The 24,475-nt window shown below is 58.9% G+C and carries 19 protein-coding genes and 1 tRNA gene; 13 read left to right on the top strand and 7 right to left on the bottom strand.

The annotated features are described in order from the left end of the window. Positions 1-117 precede the first annotated feature (117 nt). The gene (locus BVH74_RS14545) at positions 118-963 is read left to right on the top strand and encodes an AAA family ATPase (protein WP_080050790.1); all 846 of its coding nucleotides are present in this window, start codon (positions 118-120) and stop codon (positions 961-963) included. 11 nt (positions 964-974) lie between these two features. Then, complete coding sequence (locus BVH74_RS14540; RefSeq protein WP_080050789.1) at positions 975-2,153, top strand: vWA domain-containing protein; 1,179 nt, start codon at positions 975-977, stop codon at positions 2,151-2,153. A 104-nt stretch (positions 2,154-2,257) separates the two neighbouring features. Here the strand turns inward: BVH74_RS14540 and BVH74_RS14535 are convergent, their stop codons facing one another. Together BVH74_RS14535 and BVH74_RS14530 are read right to left on the bottom strand one after the other, a co-directional pair. Then, a complete protein-coding gene (locus BVH74_RS14535) occupies positions 2,258-2,728 on the bottom strand; it encodes a MaoC/PaaZ C-terminal domain-containing protein (protein ID WP_080050788.1) in 471 nt (156 codons plus the stop codon). Continuing rightward, positions 2,715-3,674: an alpha/beta hydrolase gene (locus BVH74_RS14530; protein ID WP_080050787.1), complete on the bottom strand. Its 960-nt coding sequence runs from the start codon at positions 3,672-3,674 to the stop codon at positions 2,715-2,717. Before BVH74_RS14530 ends, BVH74_RS14535 begins: the two co-directional genes overlap by 14 nt. Before the next feature lie 206 nt (positions 3,675-3,880). Here BVH74_RS14530 and BVH74_RS14525 point away from each other — a divergent pair, with 206 nt between their 5' ends. The 8 genes from BVH74_RS14525 (at position 3,881) to BVH74_RS14490 (ending at position 17,299) form a co-directional block, all read left to right on the top strand. After that, positions 3,881-5,566, top strand: coding sequence for a long-chain-fatty-acid--CoA ligase (locus tag BVH74_RS14525; protein ID WP_080050786.1), 1,686 nt, complete (start codon positions 3,881-3,883; stop codon positions 5,564-5,566). Between the two features lie 263 nt (positions 5,567-5,829). Then, positions 5,830-7,518 carry a long-chain-fatty-acid--CoA ligase FadD1 gene (fadD1, locus tag BVH74_RS14520; protein ID WP_080050785.1) on the top strand — a complete coding sequence of 563 codons (1,689 nt, stop codon included), beginning with the start codon at positions 5,830-5,832 and terminating at the stop codon, positions 7,516-7,518. A gap of 78 nt (positions 7,519-7,596) precedes the next feature. Further along, positions 7,597-11,499, top strand: a complete 3,903-nt coding sequence (gene hrpA / locus BVH74_RS14515; RefSeq protein WP_080050784.1) for an ATP-dependent RNA helicase HrpA — start codon at positions 7,597-7,599, stop codon at positions 11,497-11,499. A 53-nt stretch (positions 11,500-11,552) separates the two neighbouring features. Beyond that, positions 11,553-12,464, top strand: coding sequence for an alpha/beta fold hydrolase (locus BVH74_RS14510; protein ID WP_165443802.1), 912 nt, complete (start codon positions 11,553-11,555; stop codon positions 12,462-12,464). A gap of 29 nt (positions 12,465-12,493) precedes the next feature. Continuing rightward, complete coding sequence (locus BVH74_RS14505) at positions 12,494-13,615, top strand: beta-ketoacyl-ACP synthase III (protein ID WP_080050782.1); 1,122 nt, start codon at positions 12,494-12,496, stop codon at positions 13,613-13,615. A gap of 494 nt (positions 13,616-14,109) precedes the next feature. After that, the gene (locus BVH74_RS14500; RefSeq protein ID WP_080050781.1) at positions 14,110-15,156 is read left to right on the top strand and encodes a porin; all 1,047 of its coding nucleotides are present in this window, start codon (positions 14,110-14,112) and stop codon (positions 15,154-15,156) included. 198 nt (positions 15,157-15,354) lie between these two features. Continuing rightward, positions 15,355-16,086, top strand: a complete 732-nt coding sequence (locus BVH74_RS14495; RefSeq protein WP_080050780.1) for a DUF2057 family protein — start codon at positions 15,355-15,357, stop codon at positions 16,084-16,086. A gap of 94 nt (positions 16,087-16,180) precedes the next feature. Beyond that, positions 16,181-17,299, top strand: coding sequence for a GNAT family N-acetyltransferase (locus tag BVH74_RS14490; protein ID WP_080050779.1), 1,119 nt, complete (start codon positions 16,181-16,183; stop codon positions 17,297-17,299). A gap of 77 nt (positions 17,300-17,376) precedes the next feature. On the opposite strand, the gene BVH74_RS14485 is transcribed toward BVH74_RS14490, so the two are convergent. From BVH74_RS14485 to BVH74_RS14475, 3 genes are read right to left on the bottom strand one after another with little or no spacing between them, the layout of a single operon-like run. Continuing rightward, complete coding sequence (locus BVH74_RS14485) at positions 17,377-17,940, bottom strand: peptidylprolyl isomerase (RefSeq protein WP_080050778.1); 564 nt, start codon at positions 17,938-17,940, stop codon at positions 17,377-17,379. Positions 17,941-17,952: 12 nt separating this feature from the next. Next, a complete protein-coding gene (locus BVH74_RS14480; protein ID WP_080050777.1) occupies positions 17,953-18,768 on the bottom strand; it encodes an alpha/beta fold hydrolase in 816 nt (271 codons plus the stop codon). 54 nt (positions 18,769-18,822) lie between these two features. Further along, entirely contained in the window at positions 18,823-19,713 is an 891-nt protein-coding gene (locus tag BVH74_RS14475) for a LysR family transcriptional regulator (RefSeq protein WP_080050776.1), read from the bottom strand. 64 nt (positions 19,714-19,777) lie between these two features. Here BVH74_RS14475 and BVH74_RS14470 point away from each other — a divergent pair, with 64 nt between their 5' ends. Further along, the gene (locus BVH74_RS14470) at positions 19,778-20,092 is read left to right on the top strand and encodes a hypothetical protein (RefSeq protein ID WP_080050775.1); all 315 of its coding nucleotides are present in this window, start codon (positions 19,778-19,780) and stop codon (positions 20,090-20,092) included. A 109-nt stretch (positions 20,093-20,201) separates the two neighbouring features. Beyond that, positions 20,202-20,801, top strand: coding sequence for an FMN-dependent NADH-azoreductase (locus BVH74_RS14465; protein WP_080050774.1), 600 nt, complete (start codon positions 20,202-20,204; stop codon positions 20,799-20,801). A 45-nt stretch (positions 20,802-20,846) separates the two neighbouring features. Here the strand turns inward: BVH74_RS14465 and BVH74_RS14460 are convergent. After that, positions 20,847-20,922: transfer RNA gene (locus BVH74_RS14460), tRNA-Asn, on the bottom strand. Between the two features lie 78 nt (positions 20,923-21,000). After that, entirely contained in the window at positions 21,001-22,206 is a 1,206-nt protein-coding gene (locus BVH74_RS14455; RefSeq protein WP_080050773.1) for an amino acid aminotransferase, read from the bottom strand. Between the two features lie 192 nt (positions 22,207-22,398). Between BVH74_RS14455 and uvrB the strand changes: the two genes are divergently transcribed. Then, positions 22,399-24,411 (top strand): excinuclease ABC subunit UvrB, encoded by a 2,013-nt coding sequence (gene uvrB, locus BVH74_RS14450; RefSeq protein ID WP_080050772.1) that lies wholly within the window; start codon positions 22,399-22,401, stop codon positions 24,409-24,411. Positions 24,412-24,475: the final 64 nt, after the last annotated feature.

Below are 24,475 nucleotides of genomic sequence, written 5' to 3'. Positions count from 1 at the left end.
TGACTGAATACTACACCCCGGTTCACACTGCGCCTATGCACGCGATATAGTCAACGGCTTACTTGAAAGTTGCCAGCCCAAGGCAACCGCAAACCGGTTTTATTGAGGACAGCCTGCATGAAATTCGAAGGTACCGCTTCCTACGTCGCCACAGACGATTTGAAACTGGCGGTCAATGCCGCCATCACCCTGCAGCGTCCGCTGCTGGTCAAAGGTGAACCGGGTACCGGCAAGACCATGCTGGCCGAACAGTTGGCCGAGTCGCTGGGCGCCAAGCTGATCACCTGGCACATCAAGTCGACCACCAAGGCCCATCAGGGGCTGTACGAGTACGACGCAGTCAGCCGCCTGCGTGACTCGCAGTTGGGTGAAGACAAGGTTCACGACATCCGCAACTACATCAAAAAGGGCAAGCTGTGGGAGGCCTTCGAGTCTGACCAGCGCGCCATCCTGCTGATTGATGAGATCGACAAGGCCGACATCGAGTTCCCCAACGACCTGTTGCAGGAACTCGACAAGATGGAGTTCTTCGTTTACGAAACCAACGAGACCATCAAGGCCAAGCAGCGCCCGATCATCATCATTACCTCGAACAACGAGAAGGAGCTGCCGGATGCTTTCCTGCGCCGCTGCTTCTTCCATTACATCGCTTTCCCTGATCGCGTCACCATGCAGAAGATCGTTGATGTGCACTTCCCGGAGATCAAGAAGGAGCTGGTCGCCGAGGCGATGGATATCTTCTTCGACGTGCGCAAGGTGCCGGGCCTGAAGAAGAAGCCTTCAACCTCGGAGCTGGTCGACTGGCTGAAGCTGCTGATGGCTGATCAGATCGGCGCTGAGGTGCTGCGTGATCGTGATCCGACCAAGGCCATTCCGCCGCTGTACGGCGCGCTGGTGAAGAACGAACAGGACGTACAGCTGCTTGAGCGTCTGGCGTTCATGACCCGTCGGCAGAATCGCTAAGGGGGTGCCCGATGTTATTGGGCCTGTTCAATGAAATGCGTGCAGCCAAGGTGCCGGTCTCGGTCCGTGAGCTGCTAGATCTGATCAATGCGCTCAAGCACCATGTGGTGTTTGCCGACATGGAAGAGTTCTACTACCTGTCGCGCACCGTAATGGTCAAGGATGAGCGCCATTTCGACAAGTTTGACCGCGCCTTCAGTGCCTACTTCAAGGGGCTGGAAAATCTCGATCAGTTGCTTGAGGCGCTGATTCCTGAAGATTGGCTGCGCAAGGAATTCGAGCGCCTGCTGACCGATGAGGAAAAGGCCCAGATCCAGAGCCTGGGCGGCCTGGACAAGCTGATCGAGGAGTTCAAGAAACGCCTTGAAGAACAGAAGGAGCGCCACGAGGGGGGCAACAAGTGGATCGGTACCGGCGGCACCAGCCCGTTCGGCTCCGGTGGCTTCAACCCCGAAGGCATCCGTGTCGGCAATGCTGGCAAGCGTCAGGGCAAGGCGGTCAAGGTCTGGGATCAGCGCGAGTATAAGAACCTTGATGACCAGGTCGAACTCGGCACGCGCAATATCAAGGTGGCCCTGCGCCGGCTGCGCAAGTTTGCCCGAACCGGTGCGGCTGAAGAGTTCGATATCGACGGTACCATTGATCACACCGCGCGTGACGGTGGCCTGCTGAATATCCAGATGCGCCCCGAGCGACGCAACGCGGTCAAGCTGCTGCTGCTGTTCGATATCGGCGGTTCGATGGATGCGCATATCAAGGTCTGCGAGGAGCTGTTCTCGGCCTGTCGTACCGAGTTCAAGCACCTGGAGTACTTCTATTTCCATAACTGCATCTATGAATCGGTGTGGAAGAACAACCTGCGCCGTACCAGCGAACGCACCCCGACCATCGATCTGTTGCACAAATATGGTCCGGACTACAAGGTGGTGTTCGTCGGTGATGCCGCCATGGCGCCCTACGAAATCACCCAGCCCGGTGGCAGTGTCGAGCACTGGAACGAAGAGGCCGGGCATGTGTGGATTCAGCGCTTCATGGAGAAGTACAAGAAGCTCATCTGGATCAACCCGTACCCCAAGGATGCCTGGGATTACACCACCTCGACCCGGATCATTCGTGATCTGATCGAAGACCGCATGTACCCGCTGACTCTGGAAGGGTTGGAAGAGGGGATGCGTTATCTGAGCAAATAGCGTTAGCGCTAATTGCTCAGAGCTTGTGGGAGCGGTCTGCGGCCGCGACGTGAGCTAGCGAAGACTGCAGGGCCCATTCGCGCTCGCAGAGCGCTCCTGCCAGCTTAACTTACCTGAACTGTCGGCAGCTCTGGCTTCTCGATGCTGACCTTCTCTGTTGGTGCCATCACTGTGGCTACGCCATCGACCACCTGCTTATCGTCCTGATTGAAGACCCGGGTGGCGATCTTGACTCGGTTCTTTGGCAGTTTTTCCAGAATTTCCAGCTCAACACGCAGGCTGTCGCCCAGACGTACAGGGCGCATGAAGCTGAGCTCCTGGCCAATATAGATGCTACCAGGGCCAGGCAGCTCGCAGGCGATGGCAGCGGAGATCAGGGCGCCAGAGAACATGCCGTGAGCGATGCGGCCTTTGAACGGGGTGGCGGCGGCAAAGGCCTCGTCCAGGTGCACCGGGTTGACGTCACCGGAGACTGCGGCGAACAGCGTCAGGTCGCGCTCGCTGACACTGTGGCTAACGTGGGCCTTGTCGCCAACAGTGAGTTCGTCGTAGGTGCGGTTTTCAAGCTTGGACATTCTGATTCTCCTGATGCTGGGTGGCGGCGGGCAGAGCCTGCACGAGCCAGTCGAGCAGGTCCTGGGTGGCCTGGGCTCGGTTGGTCTCGTTGAACAGCTCATGACGAGCGCCCGGATAAAGGCGTAATTCTACTCGTTCAAGCCCGGCGTGCTGCAAGCGCCGACACAGTTTCTTCAGACCATCTCCAGCGCTGACCGGGTCGGCATCGCCGCCAATGATCAAAACCGGCAGGCTGGCTGGCAGCCTTTGTAAGGCTATCGGGTCGGCAATTTCCAGCAGGCCGCCGAACAGATCGTGCCAAAGCCGGGCGCTACAGGCAAAGCCACAGAGTGGATCGTTGAGGTACTGATCGACTTCAAGCGGATCCCGGCTAAGCCAGTCGGCACGGGTTCGGTTTGGGTGGAACTGACGGTTGAACTGACCAAAACTCAGGCGTTCAACCGTCAGGGCCGGCTGCTGCCAGCCGCGTAATTGGCCTTCAATACTGGCGCCAAAGCGCGCCAGGCGACTGAGCCAGGGTGGGTGAGCGTTGCTGCCGCTGAGGATCAGTGCATCGGCAGCTGCTGGCTGCTGCAGTAGCAGGCCCTGGCTGATATACGACCCCATGCTGTGACCCAGCAGGCATATTGGCAGTGTTGGTTGCTCGCGGCGAACCTGCTTGAGCAGCGCCCCAAGATCATCGATCACCGCTCGCCAGCCGTGCTGATCGGCAAAGTGTCCCAGTTGACCGCAGGCTGCGCTGGCGCCATGCCCTCGCTGATCGAGTGCAACCACCTGATAGCCCTCCTCAGTGCAGCTTGCGGCCAGGCGCTGATAGCGCTGAGCATGTTCGGCCATACCATGGCTGATGAGCAGCGTTGCCCGAGGTGGGCTGTCCGGGTGCCAGCGGTGAACTCGCAGCCGGGCTGCGTCCGGGCGTTCAAGCCAGTCGGGCTGGTAGTGCATGCTGTGTCCTTTCGAGACGATTGGGTTGGAGTGCAGCGGCAGTATTCATATACCAAATGAAACAGAACAGGGTTTTGTATTTCACTCGGTTGCTGGTAATTTTCCCGTTGCAACCGATAACGAGCTTCGTCTCGGGGGCAGGCCCGCGAGCGAGAAGCACTATAAATACACACTACCGCATCAATACGGGGAAGAGGACAACAATAATGGAAGCAGCGTTCTGGAACGACAAACGCCCGGCCGGGGTACCCAATGATATCGACTTGGGGCAGTACAGTTCGATCATCGACGTCTTCGAACAGTCCTGTCGCAAATATGCCGAACGCCCCGCGTTCACCAACATGGGCGTTACCATCACCTACGGCGACCTGGAACGTTACTCCGCCGCCTTCGCCAGCTATCTGCAAAACCATACCGACCTCAAGCCCGGCGACCGGATCGCTGTGCAGATGCCCAACGTCCTCCAGTTCCCCGTAGTGGTATTCGGTGCCATGCGCGCCGGTCTGGTCGTGGTTAACACCAACCCGCTGTATACCGCGCGGGAAATGCGCCACCAGTTCAAGGATGCCGGGGTCAAGGCGCTGGTTTACATGAACCTGTTCGGCCACTTGGTTCAGGAAGTGCTGCCCGATACCGAGATCAAGTACCTGTTTGAAGCGCGTATGGGCGATATGCTGCCGACCTTCAAGGGCTGGCTGGTCAATACCGTGGTCAAGAAAGTCAAGAAAATGGTCCCGGAGTACCAGTTGCCGCAGGCTGTCTCGATCAAGGACTCCCTGAAGAAGTCCGCCGGCCAGTCGCCCAAACCGGTCAGCAAAGCTCTGGACGACGTTGCAGTCCTGCAGTACACCGGCGGCACCACCGGCGTAGCCAAAGGCGCGATGCTGACCCACGGCAACCTGGTGGCCAACATGCTGCAGGTCTACGCCAACATGCAGCAGGTCGACAAGGACGGCAAGAAGATCATGAGCGACGACGGCGAGGTGGTGATAGCACCGCTGCCGCTGTACCACATCTTCGCCTTCACCGTGAACTGCATGTGCATGATGCTGGCTGGGCATCACAATATTCTGATCACCAATCCGCGTGACATCCCCGGTTTCGTCAAGGAACTGAAAAAGTGGCAGTTCTCTTCCATTGTTGGTCTGAACACCCTGTTCGTAGCGTTGATGGAACATCCAGAGTTTGCCGACATCGACTTCTCCAAGCTCAAGTCGACCAGCTCCGGCGGTACCGCCTTGGTCAAGGCTACTGCTGAACGCTGGCAGAGCAAAACCGGCTGCCTGATCGGCGAAGGTTATGGCCTGACCGAAACGTCGCCGGTGGTCTGTTCCAGCCCAGGCGATGGTCTGGCCCGTCTGGGCTCGGTTGGTCTGCCTGCGCCGGGCACCGGGCTGAAGGTGATCGATGATGATGGCAACGAACTGCCGATCGGTGAGCGTGGCGAGCTGTGCGTCAAAGGTCCGCAGGTGATGAAGGGCTACTGGCAGCGTCCGGAAGCCACCGCAGAGGTGCTGGATGCCGAAGGCTGGCTGAAGACCGGCGACGTAGCGATCATCGATGAAGATGGCTTCGTCAGCATCGTGGATCGCAAGAAGGACCTGATCATCGTTTCCGGCTTCAACGTTTATCCGAACGAGATTGAAGACGTTGTCGCTGCCCATCCCAAGGTTGCCAACGCAGCAGCCATCGGAGTGCCGGATGAGAAGTCCGGGGAGGCGGTCAAGCTGTTCGTGGTGCCGAGTTCCGGTGAGTTGACCATTGATGAGCTCAAGGCCTACTGTCGTGAGAATTTCACCGGTTACAAGGTGCCCAAGCATTATGAAATTCGTGAGTCGCTGCCGATGACTCCGGTGGGCAAGATCCTGCGCCGTGAGCTGCGGGATCTCTAAGAGTCTGTTCATGATCGTCTGAGAATATGACCTGGAAGGGCGCCGTGCATGTTGAGCGGCGTCCGACGCTCCAGGCCAGCACTTACCCTCTGTAACTCTGGCAAGACTGGTTTGGTTTGAGAAAAACTGCTAGTCTTCGGCCACTTTTCGACCGAATAGCAAGATTCGTTCACGAACATGCGGCGAAAAGCCAAAATTTCTAGAAGAACCTAATATAAAGGCAATATCGGCCTTGAGCCGAACCTGTTCAGGAGCGGGCATCTATGCTTGAAAATTTCTGGAAGGACAAGTATCCGGCGGGCATTCCCACCGAGATCAATCCGGATCAGTACCCCAATATCCTTGCCGTTCTCAAGGAGTCCTGCCAAAAGTTCGCCGACAAGCCGGCCTTCAGCAATCTGGGCAAGACCATCACCTACGGTGAAATGTACGCCCTGTCCGGGCAATTCGCTGCTTACCTGCAAAAACATACTGGCCTGCAGCCGGGTGATCGCATTGCGGTACAGATGCCCAACGTTCTCCAGTACCCGATCGTCGTCTTCGGGGCCATGCGTGCCGGTTATGTGGTGGTCAACACCAACCCGCTGTACACCGCCCGCGAAATGGAACACCAGTTCAACGACTCCGGCGCCAAGGCACTGGTCTGCCTGGCCAACATGGCCCATCTGGCCGAAGAAGTGGTACCCAAGACCGGAGTCAAGCAGGTCATCGTTACCGAAGTCGGTGACATGCTGCCGCCGCTCAAGCGCCTGCTGGTCAATACCGTGGTCAAGCATGTGAAGAAAATGGTGCCGGCCTACAACATTCCCGGCATGGTCCGCTTCAATGACGCCATGGCCAAGGGCAAAGGCCAGAGCTTTCAGGAAGCCTCGCCTGCAGGTGATGACATCGCTGTGCTGCAATACACCGGCGGCACCACCGGCGTAGCCAAGGGCGCGATGCTGACCCACCGCAATCTGGTCGCCAACATGCTGCAGTCCAAGGCGCTGATGGGTGCCAACATGGTTGATGGCGAAGAGGTCGTGATTTGCCCGCTGCCGCTGTATCACATCTACGCCTTCACCTTCCATTGCATGGCGATGATGATCAGCGGTAACCACAACGTGCTGATCACTAATCCGCGCGATATTCCGGCCTTCGTCAAGGAACTGTCCAAGTTCAAGTTCAGCGGTTTTGTCGGCCTCAATACCCTGTTTGTTGCCCTGTGCAACAGCGAGGAATTCCGCAAGCTCGACTTCAGCAAGTTCAAGGTTACTCTGTCTGGCGGCATGGCCCTGCAATTGGCAACTGCCGAGCGCTGGGAGCAGGTTACCGGCTGCAAGATCTGCGAAGGTTACGGCATGACCGAAACCAGCCCGGTAGCCACGGTAAACCCGATCGATGCGGTACAGATCGGCACCATCGGTATCCCGGTACCCTCGACTCTGTGCAAGATCATCGACGACGATGGCAACGAGCTGCCGATCGGTGAGCGTGGCGAGCTGTGCGTCAAGGGCCCGCAGGTGATGAAAGGCTACTGGCAGCGTCCAGAAGCCACTGCCGAGATTCTCGATGCTGAAGGCTGGCTGAAAACCGGCGACATCGCCATCATCCAGGAAGACGGTTTCCTGCGCATTGTCGATCGCAAGAAAGACATGATTCTGGTCTCTGGCTTCAACGTCTATCCCAACGAACTGGAAGACGTAATGGCTGCGATTCCTGGTGTGGTGCAGTGCGCTGCGATCGGGGTGCCGGATGAGAAGTCCGGTGAAGCGATCAAGGTGTTCCTGGTCAAGGCGCCCGGTGCGCAACTCAGCGAAGAGCAGGTCAAGGACCACATGCGCAACAACCTGACCGGCTACAAAGTGCCCAAGTTCGTCGAGTTCCGCGATGCCCTGCCGACCACCAACGTTGGCAAGATCCTGCGTCGTGAACTGCGTGACGAAGAGCTGAAGAAACTCGGCGCCAAGTAACACCTGAGCCGCGTTCTTTGCGACAATGCACCCCGCCCGGGTAACCGGGCGGGGTGTTTCATTTCTGACAGGCCGTTCATGACCAACCTGCACCAACTCGCCAACAATCTTGATCAGGCCATGGCGGCTGACCGCCATCGTTTGCGCCGGCAATTGCATAACCTCGGCAAGCAACCGGATGAGCATAAGCTGAGCCAATGGTTGGAGCGCTTTCAGCGCTCCTGTGCCCAGGTAGCACAGCGCCGTGCCAGCGTGCCGTCGATCCGCTACGACGATAACCTGCCGATTGCCGCCAAGCGTGAGGAGATCAAGCAGGCGATTGCTGCCCATCAGGTGGTGGTGATCGCCGGCGAAACCGGCTCGGGCAAGACTACCCAGTTGCCGAAGATCTGCCTGGAGCTGGGGCGTGGTGCCTACGGGTTGATCGGGCATACCCAGCCGCGCCGGCTGGCCGCGCGCAGTGTTGCCAGCAGGGTGGCCGAAGAGCTGGGCAGCGGTCTGGGTGAGCTGGTTGGTTACCAGGTGCGCTTTACCGATCAGAGTAATGAGAACACCCTGGTCAAGCTGATGACCGACGGCATCCTGCTGGCTGAAACCCAGCATGACCGTTTTCTGGAGCGCTATGACACCCTGATCATCGATGAGGCTCATGAGCGTAGCCTGAACATCGATTTTCTGCTCGGCTACCTCAAGACTATCCTGGCCAAGCGGCCCGATCTCAAGCTGATCATCACCTCGGCGACCATCGATCTGGAGCGCTTCTCCCAGCACTTTGATGGCGCGCCGATCATCGAGGTGTCCGGGCGCACCTATCCTGTGGATGTCTGGTACCGGCCGCTGGCTGCCGAGATGGACGAGGAGGGCAACCCGGTTGAGGAAGACCTGTCGATCGATCAGGGCATCCTCGCCGCGCTGCGTGAACTGGAGCAGCAGGAGCGTAGCCAGGGCAAAGGACCGGGCGATGCCCTGATCTTTTTGCCCGGCGAGCGCGAGATTCGCGATACCGCCGAGTTTCTGCGCAAGGCCAACCTCAGGCATACCGAAATTCTGCCGCTCTATGCGCGGCTGTCAGTCAGCGAACAGCAGAAAATCTTTGCCCCACATGCCGGGCGCCGGGTGGTGCTGGCTACCAACGTGGCGGAAACCTCGCTCACGGTGCCGGGCATTGTTTATGTAATCGACCCTGGCGAGGCGCGCATCAGCCGCTACAGCCCGCGTTCCAAGGTTCAGCGGCTGCCGGTCGAAGCAATATCACAGGCCAGTGCCAACCAGCGCAAAGGGCGCTGCGGACGGGTTGCTCCGGGCATTTGCGTGCGGCTGTATGGCGAAGACGATTTCAATGCCCGGCCGGCCTTTACCGATCCCGAGATCCTGCGCACCAATCTGGCGGCGGTCATTTTGCAGATGCTGCATCTGCGTCTGGGGCGAATTGAGGACTTCCCGTTTATTGAGCCGCCAGATGGCCGCGCGATCAGTGACGGCTTCACTCTGCTGCAGGAGTTGGGCGCAGTCGATAAGTCGGGCCAGATCAGCGAAGTCGGCCGGCAGTTGGCGCGGCTACCGGTCGACCCGCGTATTGGCCGCATGCTGATCGAAGCCAGCCGTCTGAACAGCCTCGACGAAGCGCTGATCATCGCCAGCGCGCTGGCGGTACAGGATCCGCGAGAGCGCCCGGTTGAACGTCAACAGGCCGCTGATCAGGCCCATGCGCAGTGGAAGGACGACAGTTCGGACTTCGTTGCCTTCATCAACCTCTGGCGGGGTTTTGAAGAGCAACGTCAGGCACTCAGTCAGAGTCAGTTACGCAGTTGGTGCCGGCGCAACTTCCTCAATTACCTGCGGTTGCGTGAATGGCGTGAAACGCACCGCCAGTTGCTGCTGACCTGCCGTGACCTGGGACTCAACCTCAACCCTGTGCCGGCCAGCTATGACGCCGTGCATCAGGCGCTGCTGGCCGGGCTGCTCAGCCAGATCGGCAACAAGACCGAAGAGGGCGACTATCAGGGCGCCCGTCAGCGGCGCTTCCTGCTGCATCCATCCTCGGCCCTGGCCAAGAAACGCCCGGCCTGGGTCATGGTTGCTGAATTGACTGAAACCCGTCGACTGTACGGCCGGCTGGCGGCCAAGATCGATCCGCAGTGGGTCGAGCCGCTCGCAGGGCATCTGGTCAAGACCAGTCACAGCGAGCCACATTGGGAGAAAAAGCGCGGTCAGGTGGTGGCCTATGAGCAGGTCAGCCTCTACGGTTTGATCATCGTGCCCAGGCGTAAGGTGCATTTTGGTCCGATCGATCCGGTCGTCTCGCGCGAGATCTTCATTCGCCGGGCATTGGTCGACGGTGAATGGCATGGCCGGGCGGCATTCAATCAGGCTAACCGCCAGTTGCTGGCTCAGCTCGATGAGCTGGAGGCCAAGGCGCGCAAGCGCGATATTCTGGTCGATGACCAGACCCTGTTCCGTTATTTCGATGCGCGGATTCCGGCCAATATCTGTCAGCTTGCCAGTTTTGAACGGTGGTTGAAAAAGACCAGCCAGAGCGAGCCCCAACTGCTGCATATGACTCGTGACGAGCTGCTCCAGCGCGAAGCGGGCGAGGTAACCGCCGAGCAGTATCCGGATGTATGGCGCTGGGAACAGGTCGCACTGCCGCTCAGTTATCACTTCGAGCCCAATCACGAGGCTGATGGCGTAACGCTCAGGGTGCCGGCGGCGTTGCTGCGCCAATTGCCGGCCGAGCGCCTGGAGTGGCTGGTGCCAGGGTTGCTGTTCGATAAGTGTGTGGCGTTGGTACGGGGGCTGCCCAAGGCGCTGCGCAAGAACTTTGTGCCGGTGCCGGATTTCGTTCGCGCCGCGCTGGAGCGCATGCCGTTTGCTCAGGGCAATTTGACTCAGGTGCTCGGCCGTGAGCTGACGCGCATGACTGGTGCGCGAATTCCTGACGATGCCTGGGATTCTGCTGAGCTGGAAACCCACCTGCGCATGCGTATTGAAGTGCTGGATGCGGCTGGCAAGGTGGTTGCCCAGGGACGTGATCTTGGGCTGTTGTGCAGTGAACTGGCGGGCTTGCCACAGCGCAGTGCGCCACTGCCCGAGCCTCAGCACGAGCCCGAGCGGCCCGCTGGCCAGACAGCATTGCCGGAACAGGTAACGAGCCAGCAAGCCGGTATCGCGGTGACCTTCTGGCCGGCCTGGAGCGAGCAGGGAGGGCAGGGTGAACAAGGCGTAAAAGTTGCCGAACAGCTCTACGATACCCAGACCCAGGCCGAGCAGGCCCATAGGCTGGGGGTGCAGCGGTTGATACTCGAGCGGCTCAACGAGCAGGCCCGCTACCTGCGTCAGAAGCTGAGCTCGGTCAAAGAGGCAGCCATCTACTACCGTGATTTTGGCACGCAGCAACAGTTGACCGAGGATCTGCTGCTGGCCGCCGTTGACCGCGCGTTTCTTGCCAGCGGGCCTCTGCCACGCGATCCGCAAGCGCTGGAGACTTGTATTGAGGCTGGTCGTGGTGAATGGATGGCGGTGGCCGAGAAGCTAGGTGGCCAGGTGCTAGCCATTCTCAAGGCCTGGCATGCGGTGCAGAAGCGTCTCAAGGGGCGGATCGACCTGAGCTGGGCGCTGGCGCTCAATGATATCCGTGAGCAACTGGCTGGGCTTGTGTTCAAGGGGTTTGTGCGAGCCGTGCCAGCCGAGTGGCTGGATCAATATCTGCGCTATCTCGGCGCGATCGATCAGCGCTTGGATAAGCTGGGTAGCCAGGTGCAGCGCGACCGGGTCTGGACCGAGGAGTTGCAACGCCTGGGCCAGTTGTACCGTGACCGCAGCGAGCGGCTGCGTCAGGAAGGTCGGGCCGACCCGCGCCTGGATCAGTGGCGTTGGCTGGTTGAGGAATATCGGGTGTCACTGTTCGCCCAGCAGTTGGGCACCCGGATGCCGGTTTCCGAGAAACGATTGATGAAACTTTGGCAGGAGATCACAGCCTGATAGGGAATTGATGTTTACACTGTGATTCCCTAATGCCATCAAGGAGCGCCATTGTGTTCGAAACCCCGGGTAACGCTCTGCAGGTCAGTGTCGATGATCAGGTCCGGCTACATGTGCGGCATTTTCCTGGCCGGGGCGGGCCGGCGATATTGATGGTCCATGGCCTGGTCGAAGATGGACGGATTTTCTGGTCGCGCGGCGGGCAAGGGTTGGCGCCCTGGCTGGCCGATGCAGGCTATGAGGTTTATGTGGCTGACCTGCGCGGGCGCGGCGAGAGCGAGCCACCTCTGAGCCGTGGTTTGCAGGTCACTCAGCATCAATTGATTACCGAGGACCTGCCGGCTCTGTTCGAACTGATCGCGCAGCGCCACCCGAACCAGCCCTGGTTCGCCATCAGCCACTCCTGGGGCGGGGTCTGGCTGGCCAGTGCCTTGGCTCGTCAGCCTCAGTGGCTGCAATACCTGGCCGGGCAGGTGCATTTTGCTAGCAAGCGGGTGATTCGCCAGCGCAATTGGCGCAAACGCCTGATGATCGATCTGCTCTGGTGCCGGGTAGCGCCGCTGATCGGCCTTTTCAACGGGCTGATTCCTGCGCGGGCACTGGGTATCGGCTCTGCAGATGAGTCGCGCGCCATGCTGCGTGCCAATCTTGCCTGGATGAATGGTGGCCAATGGCGTGATCTGGAGGACGGTTTCGACTATGCTTTGGCAGTGAAAACGCTGGCCTGGCCTCCCGGGTTGTATCTGGCTGGCAAAAACGACCATTACCTGGGGCATGTGGATGACGTAAAAGCCTTTGCCCGTGAGTTGGGTGAGCATGATGCGCAAGTAGTGCTGCTCAAGAAGGGCCTTGGCTGCTCTCGCAATTATGGTCACAACGACCTGCTGACGCATCCGCAGGCGACCCAGGAACATTTTCCCCTGGTGCTGGACTGGCTTGGCCAGCGTGCACCGGGATATTTATAACGTATTGAGTGAACGATAGAGGACCGACCGTGCAGAAAGTCGTGATCAGCGGAACGGGTTTGTATACACCCCCCAACAGCATCAGCAATGAAGAACTGGTTGAAAGCTTCAATGCCTATGTTGAGCAATTCAACCGCGACAATGCCGATGCCATCGCTGCGGGTGAGCTGGAAGCCCTGGCGCCCTCCAGTACCGACTTCATCGAGAAGGCCTCGGGTATCAAGAGCCGCTTTGTGGTCAACAAGGACGGCATTCTGGATATCAATCGCATGGTGCCGAGCATCCCTGAGCGCAGCAATGACGAATGGTCGGTGCTTTGCGAAATGGCGGTCAAGGCAGCCACTCAGGCGTTGGAGAATGCTGGCCGTACTGCTGCCGATATCGACGGCGTGATCGTTGCCTGCTCCAACCTGCAGCGTGCCTATCCGGCGATTGCCGTTGAAGTGCAGGAGGCACTGGGGATCGAAGGCTTCGGGTTTGACATGAATGTGGCCTGTTCCTCGGCAACCTTCGGCATCCAGGCCGCGGCCAACAGCGTCCAGCTTGGCCAGGCCCGCGCGGTACTGATGGTCAACCCGGAAATCTGCACCGGCCACATGAACTTCCGTGACCGTGACAGCCACTTCATCTTTGGTGACGCTTGCACCGCGGTGATCGTTGAGCGTGCCGACCAGGCCGTATCTTCGCGCCAGTTCGATATTCTGGGTACCAAGCTGTTGACCAAGTTCTCCAACAATATCCGCAACAACTTCGGTTTTCTCAACCGCTGCGATGAAAGCGGCGTCGGCGCGCCGGACAAGCTGTTCGTGCAGCAGGGGCGTAAGGTGTTCAAGGATGTCTGCCCGATGGTGGCTGAGCTGATCGGCAATCACTTGCAAGAGCACAACCTGCCGGTGACCGACGTCAAGCGCTTCTGGCTGCACCAGGCCAACCTCAACATGAACATGTTGATTGCTCGTAAGCTGCTGGGCCGCGATCCGGATGCTCAGGAAGCGCCAGTGGTGCTCGATGAGTACGCCAACACCAGCTCGGCTGGCTCGATCATCGCTTTCCACAAGCATCAGGATGACCTGCCAAGTGGCAGTCATGGGGTGATCTGCTCGTTCGGTGCCGGTTACTCGATCGGCAGCGTGATTGTGCGCAAGCGTTAATCACCTAACCTCTAGCTCCCGCCCGGCAATCCGCCTGGATTGCCACGGGCCTTCGGCCCTCGCAATGACGAGGTGCGGCTAACGCACCATGGCCCAGCCACTGTCATTGCGAGGAGCCGGGGGCGGCCATCCGCCGATGCGGCATCCATGCGTGACCTGTAACCCCTCTCGGATTACCACGGGCCTCCGGCTCATACAGTGACGAGGTGTGGTCTTTGCGCAATGCGCGCCAGTCCCACCTATCCGCGTCATTGCGAGTCGCGTAGCGACGCGGCAATCCATGCGTTATCAGCAACCGCGCGGGACCTGAGTCCGCCAACTCCTTGTTTTGTCTCTTATTCCAAAAAGTTCCGTTGTCATCAAATCTTCATTCCAATGCAACTGAGCTGAAATAACCCCCTGAGAAGATTCCCTCCAACACCGGGCCAGCCAGTCGGGCTGGCGCCAACGTGTTGTTTTTCTGTCAACGCAAAACATAACTGAGGGAAGACTCAATGACACTGCGTAAGCATTTTGCCGGATTCGCCTTGACCACCCTGGCTGCGGCCATCCCCGCCGCTGCCATGGCTGATGTTTCCATCTATGGCCGGGTCCATGTGTCTGTAGATTATCTGGATGTTGATCGTTACTCGGAAACCAACATCTCCAGCAACTCCTCGCGTATCGGTTTTAAAGGCAGCCGTGAACTGGATTCGTTGACTGCGTTCTTCCAGATTGAACAGGAAGTCAATATCAGCAACAGTGGCACCAACGACACCTTCACTACTCGCGACACTTTCGTCGGTCTGAGTGGTGATATGGGGATGATCCGTCTGGGTCGCTTCGATACCCCGTTCAAGGCCGCCCGTGGTCCAGCCAACTTGTTCGGTGATCAGGTCGGTGACATGCGCAACCTGACCCGCGTTGGTGATGGCCGCTTCGACGAGCGTACCGACAACACCGTGCATTACCAGACTCCGAAGTTCAACGGCCTGGCCGCCAACTTCGCCTACTCGGTGCATGAAGGTACTACCAACGATGACGACACCAAAGACAAGGACAACGCCTTCAGCACCTCGTTGACCTATGCCGAAGGCCCGCTGGATGCAGCTCTGGCCTATGAGCGTTACAACGAAGATGCCGCCCGTGGCAAGCGTAACGCCTGGCGTCTGGCTGCCGGTTACAAGGTAACTGACGCGGTCAAACTGGTCGGCTTCTATCAGGACGTTAACTACAAGGCTGGCGACAGCGTTACTCAGGACCGCAACTCGGCCGATGTCTGGGGCCTGGGTGCTGACTTCAAAGTTGCTCCCAAGACCTACATTCGCGGCATGTGGATGACCCGTGACGCCGATCTGGACGACACCAAGAGCAACATGTACGCCATCGGCGTCGAGCATCGTCTGGACAGCGCTCTGCGCGTCTACGCCAACTACGCGGTGGTTACCAACGACGACAACGTTGGCCTGACTCCTTGGGGTCAGGGTCGTACCGCCACTCGCGCTGGTGTCAACGGCGAGAACGCCAAGGCATTCAGCACCGGTCTGCGTTACGACTTCTGAGCGTAGCTTAAAAGTGCTCCTTCGCTCGGTTTGAATCGCTGGGCGAATTTCAACGGCCAGGTTGTCATTGTACAACCTGGCCTTTTTCTATCACGAAACTGTCATAAGGCTGCCTTAGTCTTGTCTTGTGGCTGTCACATGGTGATGGCCACACCTGTCCAGTCAGGCCATAGCGCCTTTTCGCAACGAGGGATGTCCATGCGTAATCTGTTTTGTGTGGTTCTGATCAGCTTGCTTGCCGGTTGTGCCCAGCAGGGGCCGGTAAAGCTCTACTCAGGGCCAGAACGATCCGCCAGTCAGGTGCTGGTGGTGCAAGTGCCGGCTGATCTGGAGATTCAGAGCATCAATGGCCAGAAGGTTGCTGCGCTGGATAATCTGGTGCGCGGCGATGATCAGCAGGTGCACCTATTGCCAGGCGAATATCAGATCGATGCCTACTATCGCCGGGTATTCGATATTGGCGGCATGACCCATGAAGTAGTGCGTTCGCGCGCAGCAACCTTCAACATTAATGGCCAGGCTGGTGAAACCTGGCGCCTGGGCTTCCAGAAGCCAGCAAATCTGGATCAGGCTCGGGAAATGACCAAACGCTTTGATGCCTGGGCCGAAAATCCGCGTACCGGGCAACGAATTCAGGCCCAGGAGGGCGCTGTACCGAGTAGCGTGATTGGTCAGCTATTCTCTAGTGGGGATGCGGCGCCGCGTGATCGTAATCAGAGTGTGGAGCCGCTGGGATATGCTGCCCCGGCTGAGTCCGTCGCGCCTGCGTTGATGCCGGTGTCTGCCGCGGTCGCACCCCGGAGCCCGGTCGTACAGCCCGCTCAAGCCGCCTTACCGCACAGTGATGCGACGCTGACTACGCTACAGCAACTCTGGCTGCTGCTGACTCCGGAAAGCCGCAAGAGCTTTTTGGAGTGGGCTGAGCAATAACCCGTGTCAGGTCGCCCGAGTCGATTCGGGCGGCCGTCTTGCCTGAGTGGGCATCAGTCGGCATGCTAGGCGTTGTCTTTGAGCCTGGCATTGCATGAAACTTCTCAATCTGCACAGCATCGATCAATTACCCCAAGCTCAGTGGGATGCGCTGGTCCCTGCCGGTTATCCATTCCTACGGCATGCCTTTCTAGCCGCGCTGGAGCGCAGTGGGGCGACAACTACCGCCACAGGCTGGCAGCCGGCACATCGGGTGGTAGAGCGGCAGGGACAGCTACAAGCATTGCTGCCACTGTACGAGAAGAGCCATTCCTACGGCGAGTATGTGTTCGACTGGCAGTGGGCCGAGGCTTGGGAACGGGCAGGGCGGCGCTACTATCCCAAGTACCTGGCGGCGATTCCGTTTTCACCGGTTCAGGGGCCACGCCTACTGGCGAGTGATATCGACAGTGCAGCACTGATTCTCGATGGCCTGGAAGTCGAGCTTGAGCAGCAGCGGGTCTCGAGCCTGCACCTGCTGTTCAATTCCGGAGAGGAGGACGCCTGGTTGCGTAGCCGTGGTTGGCTGCAGCGGCTGGGCTGTCAATTCCACTGGCGCAATCAGGATTATGCCGAGTTTGATGATTTCCTGGCCGTCTGCAACTCGCGTAAGCGCAAGAACTTTCGCAAGGAGCGCCAGGCGGTGAGCGAGCAAGGTATCAGCTTTCGCTGGCTGGCTGCTGAGGAGATTGATCAGCAGGCCTGGGAGCTATTCTATCCGTTCTATGCGGCGACCTATCTCAAGCGGGGTCAGAGCCCCTATCTGAGTCAGCGGTTCTTTACGCAGCTGTCGGCCGCCATGCCCCAGGCGCTGCGCCTGGTCTTTGCTCTGCATCAGGGCCGCGAGGTTGCCGGGGCGTTGTTCCTGGTGGGCGAGGATACGCTGTACGGGCGCTATTGGGGCTGTCTGGATGAGTATGACAGGCTGCACTTCGAGACCTGTTTCTATCAGGGGATGGAGCGCTGCATTGCTGAGGGGTTAGCACGCTTTGATGCTGGCGCTCAGGGTGAGCACAAGCTGATTCGCGGTTTTGAGCCGGTTCTGACCCAGTCTTGGCATCGCCTGCAGCCGGGGTTGCACGAGGCGGTGGCGGACTTTCTTCGGCGCGAGCAGGTGGGAGTGCAACGCTATCAGCAACAGGCCCGGGAGTTTTTGCCCTATCGGCGGGATTGACCGGGTTGTTGTCGTGCTGAGATAGCGCCTGGATTGCCACGGGCCTTTGGCCCGTGGCAATCCAGATGCGCGGTCTATTACTCGGCGCTTTCGACCCGGGTTACCTTGAGAATGGTCACCGGATTGCGCGGAACGTTCTGGTGCATGCCCTGGTTGCCGGTCGGCACCTTGCCGATGGTTTCCACCACATGCTCGCCGCTGGTGACTTTGCCGAACACTGCGTAGCCAAAGTCGCGGCTGCCGTGGTTGAGGAAGTCGTTGTTGCTCAGGTTGATGAAGAACTGACTGGTGGCGCTGTCAACCACCTGGGTGCGGGCCATGGCGATGGTGTAACGATCATTGCGCAGGCCATTGTCGGCTTCGTTCTTGATCGGCGTGCCGACTTCGCGTTGGCGCATGTCCGGGGTAAAACCGCCACCCTGGATCATGAAACCGGGGATGACCCGGTGGAATATCAGGCCTTCGTAATGGCCAGCATCGGCATAGCGCAGAAAGTTTTCAACGGTGACCGGCGCTGCCTCGGCATTGAGTTCTAGCTCGATATCACCATGACTGGTATTCAGCAATACGCGCGGGTTGTCCGCCAGGGCAGTAGTGGCAAAAAATGCGAGGGCACAGGCCCCGGCCAGGTGTTTCAACATTGTGTAACTCCGTCAGGTTTTGTTGTGATGAATGCTGTGATGGCCTGCTTGTGGCAGCAGAAAATCCAGTAGCAACTGGTTGAACGACTCGGGTTGATCGACCGGGGTAGCATGCCGCGAGTCGCTGATCACCTCAAGCCGGGCATCGCCGAGCCGACAGACATAATTGCGCTTATGTTCGACCGGGGTGTAATCCTTGTCGCCACTGATTACCAGTACCGGGCAGGCGATCCGGTCCAGGTGCTCGCTCACGCCCCAGCCGACGATGGCGCGCAGTGAGGCAAGGTAGGCACGCCGATCGTTTTCCCGCCAGCGCTGCTCGAACTTCTCACGCAGGGCTTGCTGTTCGTCCTTGGGAAACAACAGCCGGGCCAGGCCGCGGGCGACAGTGCCAATGGGCAATACGTGGGCGAAAAACAGGCGCTTGGCGGCCGCTGCGAACTCGGTGGGGCGCCTCGGAATGACTTCCGGGGCACTGTTGACGATGGTCAGGCTGCCGGGGACTTCCGGGTGGTCGGTGGCCAGTTGAAAGGCAATCATGCCGCCCATCGAAATGCCGACCAGGTGTGGTTTGTTCAGCTCCAGTTGCTCAATGAAGCTCAGACAGTCTTCGGCGAAGGCCTTGATCGAGTAGCCTCGTCGTGGTTTGTCACTTTGCCCGTGGCCACGCATGTCCAGGGTCAGTACTCGAAAGTGTGGCAGCAGGGCTGGTAACTGATATTCCCAATCTCGACTGCTAGAGCCCAGGCCGTGTATCAGCAGTACTGCGGGCCCCTGGCCCTGATCGGTATAGTGCAGGCGACAACCATTGATGATCATCTCGGGCATTATGCAGTCCTTTCGCCGCGACTAAAGCGCTCATTCTAGCCATGCTTTATGACATCAGTCATGCATTGAGTGTTCGATGATCAGATTGGCCAGGATCTGGCTGGCAGGTCCCAAGGGTTTGTCCTTGTTTGCATACAAGTAAAGATAATGCGAGCGCTGGCCGCCCTGTTCCAGCGGCAGGGGCTTGAGTTGTCCGTTGGCGATGTGATCGCGGATCTCGTGCCCTGGTAGCCAGGCGAACCCCAGGCCGCTGGCTACCAGGCGGGCGGCGGTGGCCAAGCTGGCAACGGTCCAGCGCTGTTCGGCCCCGAGCCAGCCGCTATCACGTGGTTGGCGGCGGCCGGAATCACGAATGACCACTTGCATGTGGCTTTCCAGATCATGGTGGTTCAGTTGACGCTGCAGTTGATGTAGTGGGTGGCCTGGATTGGCCACGGCGACGAACTCGACAGTGTTGAGTTGTTGGGCCATGTAGCCGGTGATGGTCAAGCCGGACACGGCCAGATCCGCCGAGCCGTCCTGCAAACAATCCTCGACCCCGGACAGTACTTCTTCACGCAATTGCACGCGGCAACCCTGACTCAGCGGGATGAACGCCTGCAGCGCGCGGGCCAGACGTTCGGTAGGGTAGGCCGCATCGACCACCAGTCGCACTTCCGGTTCCCACCCCTGGTCCATGTTGTGGGCCAGCATTTCCAACTGGCTGGCCTGTTTTACCAAAGTGCGGGAACGGCGTAGTAATACCGCGCCGGCTTCGGTCAGCACTGCCTTGCGGCCTTCGATTTCAAGCAGCGGGACACCGAGCTGCTCCTGCATCCTGGCTACGGTATAACTGACCGAGGACTGAGAGCGGTGCAGCGCTTCGGCGGCTTGGGCAAAGCCACCATGGTCTACTACGGCCTGAAGGGTTCGCCATTGATCGAGAGTAACGCGAGGTGCTTTCATTGCCTGCTCCACTGACTTATTGTGGAAGAAACGCCAGACCCATCCGTGAGAGAGGGGGTGACCTATGCGTGGTTATCTGTGTACCTGCCTGATGCTGTGCTTGCCCTTGACGGCCTTGGCTTTCCCGGTGGAAGTCGAACTCAAGAGCCAGGGGGTTTCGATTGCCGCCACCAGTGGCTATATGAGCAACATCGCCACGGTAACCCTGGTTAACCAGGGGCAACATGCAGCGTTGTGCGAGGCAACCTTTGTTAATGGCCCCGAACGACCGTCCGCGAGTCGTGTTCGTATCAAGGCTGGCGAAAAGACGGTGTTGACCCAGGCCTTTTTCCGGCAAATCAACCGGGTACGTGTGACGGTTGACTGCAAGGCTGCATGATATATCGATCAGGTTGATATTTTTAAGCATATTTTTGCGCTTTTATATCTGTTGATTGGTTCATAGTATGGCCTCCATCGAAACCCAACACAGATGGAGTTGCCAAGCCATGACCCAGATTCTTGTTTTGCATACCAGTGCCCGCCGTGACGGCTCCCTGTCGCGTGAATACACCGAACGTCTCGTTGAGCGCCTGCGCGCCAGCCATGCTGATGCCAAGGTGGTCGTACGTGACCTTGGGGCAGAGCCCTTGCCACACCTGGATGAAACTCTGCTGGGCGGCTGGATGAAGCCGGCAGAGCAGCAAAACGAAGCTGAGCGTGCTGCCGCGGCCCGCGCTGCTGGGCTGGTTGATGAGTTGTTGACCAGCGATATCGTGGTGATCGGTTCGGCGATGTATAACTTCGGCATCACCTCTACCCTGAAAGCCTGGCTGGATCATGTGCTGCAGGCTGGGCGGACCTTCAAGTACACCGAAAATGGCCCGGTAGGTCTGGCCGGTGATCGCAAGGTCTACGTAGTAACCGCCCGTGGTGGCCGCTATCAGGGCAGCCCGCTTGATCATCAGGCTCCCTATCTGAAAACCGCGCTGGGCTTTATCGGCATTGATGACGTCGAGTTCGTCCACGTCGAAGGTCAGGCGATGGGCGAGGGTGAGGCGGCCAAGGGGCGGGCCGAGGCGGAAGAGTCGATCGCTCAAGTAGCCTGATCAGGCAAAGAAAAAGGCCGGTGCAATGCACCGGCCTTTTTTGTTTGGCTCCGCGACCTGGACTCGAACCAGGGACCCAATGATTAACAGTCATTTGCTCTACCGACTGAGCTATCGCGGATCGGACGCTGCGCACTTTACCAAAAAAATCAGGAAGGTCAAGGCCTTGAGTGATTTTTGTCAGTCAGTGCGCAGCTTCTCATGCTTCCTGCAGCACGGTGGCCACAGCGTTGGCCACGTGTTCGATATTACTCTGGTTGAGTGCGGCAACGCAGATCCGCCCGCTGCCAACTGCATAGATGCCAAACTCACTGGCCAGGCGTTCAACCTGGATTTTGGTCAAGCCTGAGTAGGAGAACATGCCACGTTGGCGCTGGATGAAACTCATGTCCTGGGTAACCCCGGCGGCCTGGAGCTTTTCCACCAGAGCCTGGCGCATGGCCTTGATGCGCACGCGCATTTCAGCCAGTTCCTGCTCCCACAAGCTATACAGCTCGGGGTTGGTCAGCACTTTGGCCACTACCTGGGCGCCGTGGGTTGGCGGGTTGGAGTAGTTGGTGCGAATCACCCGCTTGAGCTGCGACAGTACCGGTGCGGTTTCCTCGCTGTTGGCGGTAACCAGAGTCAAAGCTCCAACCCGCTCGCCGTAAAGCGAGAACGATTTGGAGAACGAGCTGGCTACCAGGAACGCCAGGCCTGATTCGGCGAACAGGCGCACGGCCATCGCATCGTCCTGCAGGTTCTCGCCAAAGCCCTGGTAGGCGATGTCGAGGAAGGGGACGTGGTTGCGGCGCTGAACTACGTCGATGACCTTGGCCCAGTCTGTCAGTGAGAGGTCAACGCCGGTCGGGTTGTGGCAGCAGGCATGCAGCAGAACCACACTGCCTTCCGGCAGGGCTTCGATGCTCTTGAGCATGCCGTCCAGATCCAGGCCGTTGGTGGCTGGATGGTAATAGGGGTACTCGACCACTTCGTAGCCGGCAGCTTCGAACAGTGCGCGGTGGTTTTCCCAACTCGGATTGCTGATCGCGACCAAACGCTTGCCGGTCTGACGATAAAGGAAGTCGGCGCCCAGTTTCAGGGCTCCGGTACCGCCCAGAGACTGAGCGGTGATCAGACGGTTGGCGGTCAGCAGCGGCGAGTCCTGACCAAACAGCAGTTTCTGCACAGCTTGATCGTAGGCGGCCAGGCCCTCAATCGGCAGGTAAGCGCGCGGGGCGTGTTCAGCGACCCGGGCCTGCTCGGCGGCCTCGACGGCGCGCAGTAGCGGAACCTTGCCATTTTCGTCGTAATAGACACCAACCCCCAGGTTGACCTTGCTGGCTCTGGTGTCGGCGTTGTACGCCTCGTTCAGGCCAAGGATGGGATCGCGGGGAGCCATTTCAACAGGGGAGAAAACACTCATGATAGGGGCTAACTCGAGACAGATGGGTGAATGGTGTCGGGTCATGCCGTACGCGGCCGCTCATTATAGACGCAGAGCCTGTTAAGTGCGAGACCAGCATGCTGAAACATCCGATGTCCAAACCAGCCTGATCGTCACATCGTCGGGTGCTAAGATAGTCGGTTGTTGCCGCAGCCCTGATGAGTGAGCGCCATGAATGAGTTCAAGTTGCAGACCCGTTTCAAGCCGGCCGGTGACCAGCCGGTGGCCATCGCGCAATTGGTCGAAGGCCTGGAGGCGGGTTTGTCGCACCAGACTTTGCTCGGCGTGACCGGCTCGGGCAAAACTTTTACCGTGGCCAACGTGATTCAGCGCATGCAGCGCCCGGCGATCATCATGGCGCCGAACAAGACGCTGGCGGCCCAGCTCTATGGCGAGTTCAAGGAGTTCTTCCCGAACAACGCGGTGGAGTACTTCGTGTCGTACTACGACTATTACCAGCCCGAGGCCTACGTGCCGTCGTCGGATACTTATATCGAGAAGGATGCCTCGATCAACGACCATATCGAGCAGATGCGTCTGTCGGCGACCAAGGCGCTGCTGGAGCGGCCGGATGCGATCATCGTTGCCACCGTCTCGGCCATTTATGGTCTGGGTGATCCTGAGTCCTACCTGCGCATGGTGCTGCATGTCGACCGGGGCGACGTGCTGGATCAGAGGACGCTGCTGCGGCGCTTGGCGGAGTTGCAGTACACCCGCAACGACATGGAGCTGGCGCGGGCCAATTATCGGGTCCGGGGCGATGTGATCGACATCTTCCCGGCCGAATCCGACCTTGAAGCCATACGTATCGAACTGTTCGATGATACGGTCGAGAACATTAGCTTCTTCGACCCGTTAACAGGTGAAGTTTTACGTAAAGTTCCGCGTGTAACTATTTATCCTAAAACGCATTATGTGACGCCACGTGAGACTTTGCTTGAGGCTGTGGAACAGATCAAGATTGAGCTGGGTGAGCGCCTGGAAGTGCTGCGCAACCAGAATAAACTGGTCGAGGCGCAGCGTCTGGAGCAGCGCACACGTTTCGACCTGGAAATGATTCTTGAGCTGGGTTACTGCAATGGCATCGAGAACTACTCGCGCTATCTGTCCGGGCGCGAGCCAGGCCTGCCACCGCCGACCCTGTTCGACTATCTGCCAGCCAATGCCTTGCTGGTGATCGATGAGTCGCACGTCTCGGTGCCGCAGGTCGGGGCCATGTACAAGGGCGACCGTTCACGTAAGGAGACTCTGGTCGAATACGGCTTCCGTCTGCCCTCGGCGCTGGACAACCGGCCGATGCGTTTTGACGAGTGGGAGGCCATTTCGCCACAGACCATCTTTGTTTCCGCTACACCGGGTCCCTATGAAGAAGCGCATGCAGGCCGGGTGGTCGAGCAGGTGGTGCGGCCGACCGGTCTGGTCGACCCGGAAATCGAAGTACGCCCAGCCACCACCCAGGTCGATGACCTGCTATCGGAAATCCGGCTGCGGGTAGAGCGCAGCGAGCGGGTGCTGGTCACCACTCTGACCAAACGCATGGCCGAGGATCTGACCGACTATCTTGGTGATCATGATGTCCGGGTGCGCTACCTGCACTCGGATATCGACACGGTCGAGCGGGTCGAGATCATTCGTGATTTGCGCATGGGTAGCTTTGACGTGCTGGTTGGTATCAACCTGCTGCGCGAGGGCCTGGATATGCCAGAGGTCTCGCTGGTGGCGATTCTGGATGCCGACAAAGAAGGTTTCCTGCGCTCCGAGCGTTCGCTGATCCAGACCATTGGCCGTGCCGCGCGTAACCTCCACGGCAAGGCGATCCTTTATGCCGACCGGATTACTGGCTCAATGGAGCGGGCCATTGGTGAAACCGAGCGCCGCCGGGCCAAACAGATCAGCTTCAATCTTGAGCATGGCATTACCCCCAAGGGCGTGGTCAAAAGTGTTGCCGATATTCTCGAGGGCGCGGTGGTGCCGGGTAGCCGGTCAGGCAAGCGCAGGCAGCAAAAAGTGGCGGAAGAGGCGGCAGGTTACGATGCGACGCTGCGTTCGCCCTCGGAAATCAGCAAGCGCATTCGTCAGCTGGAAGAGCAGATGTATCAGCATGCCCGTGATCTTGAGTTTGAGTCGGCGGCGCAATTGCGTGATCAGATACAGAAGTTGAGAGGGCAGTTGGTCAATGTCTAACCAGCCCCATGAGTTTGCAGCTTTTTTCACCTTTTCAGTAACTTAGTGCTTGACAGGGTCGGAG

It is taken from the genome of Halopseudomonas phragmitis, assembly GCF_002056295.1.
GTDB lineage: Bacteria > Pseudomonadota > Gammaproteobacteria > Pseudomonadales > Pseudomonadaceae > Halopseudomonas > Halopseudomonas phragmitis.
This window is presented reverse-complemented; position numbering and strand designations above follow the sequence as displayed.

Excerpts from the sequence above, each read along its gene's own strand:
- BVH74_RS14545 (WP_080050790.1), top strand. The coding sequence starts at position 118 with ATGAAATTCGAAGGTACCGCTTCCTACGTCGCCACAGACGATTTGAAA.
- BVH74_RS14540 (WP_080050789.1), top strand. The coding sequence starts at position 975 with ATGTTATTGGGCCTGTTCAATGAAATGCGTGCAGCCAAGGTGCCGGTC.
- BVH74_RS14535 (WP_080050788.1), bottom strand. The coding sequence starts at position 2,728 with ATGTCCAAGCTTGAAAACCGCACCTACGACGAACTCACTGTTGGCGAC.
- BVH74_RS14530 (WP_080050787.1), bottom strand. The coding sequence starts at position 3,674 with ATGCACTACCAGCCCGACTGGCTTGAACGCCCGGACGCAGCCCGGCTG.
- BVH74_RS14525 (WP_080050786.1), top strand. The coding sequence starts at position 3,881 with ATGGAAGCAGCGTTCTGGAACGACAAACGCCCGGCCGGGGTACCCAAT.
- fadD1 (WP_080050785.1), top strand. The coding sequence starts at position 5,830 with ATGCTTGAAAATTTCTGGAAGGACAAGTATCCGGCGGGCATTCCCACC.
- hrpA (WP_080050784.1), top strand. The coding sequence starts at position 7,597 with ATGACCAACCTGCACCAACTCGCCAACAATCTTGATCAGGCCATGGCG.
- BVH74_RS14500 (WP_080050781.1), top strand. The coding sequence starts at position 14,110 with ATGACACTGCGTAAGCATTTTGCCGGATTCGCCTTGACCACCCTGGCT.
- BVH74_RS14495 (WP_080050780.1), top strand. The coding sequence starts at position 15,355 with ATGCGTAATCTGTTTTGTGTGGTTCTGATCAGCTTGCTTGCCGGTTGT.
- BVH74_RS14490 (WP_080050779.1), top strand. The coding sequence starts at position 16,181 with ATGAAACTTCTCAATCTGCACAGCATCGATCAATTACCCCAAGCTCAG.
- BVH74_RS14485 (WP_080050778.1), bottom strand. The coding sequence starts at position 17,940 with ATGTTGAAACACCTGGCCGGGGCCTGTGCCCTCGCATTTTTTGCCACT.
- BVH74_RS14480 (WP_080050777.1), bottom strand. The coding sequence starts at position 18,768 with ATGCCCGAGATGATCATCAATGGTTGTCGCCTGCACTATACCGATCAG.
- BVH74_RS14475 (WP_080050776.1), bottom strand. The coding sequence starts at position 19,713 with ATGAAAGCACCTCGCGTTACTCTCGATCAATGGCGAACCCTTCAGGCC.
- BVH74_RS14470 (WP_080050775.1), top strand. The coding sequence starts at position 19,778 with ATGCGTGGTTATCTGTGTACCTGCCTGATGCTGTGCTTGCCCTTGACG.
- BVH74_RS14465 (WP_080050774.1), top strand. The coding sequence starts at position 20,202 with ATGACCCAGATTCTTGTTTTGCATACCAGTGCCCGCCGTGACGGCTCC.
- BVH74_RS14455 (WP_080050773.1), bottom strand. The coding sequence starts at position 22,206 with ATGAGTGTTTTCTCCCCTGTTGAAATGGCTCCCCGCGATCCCATCCTT.
- uvrB (WP_080050772.1), top strand. The coding sequence starts at position 22,399 with ATGAATGAGTTCAAGTTGCAGACCCGTTTCAAGCCGGCCGGTGACCAG.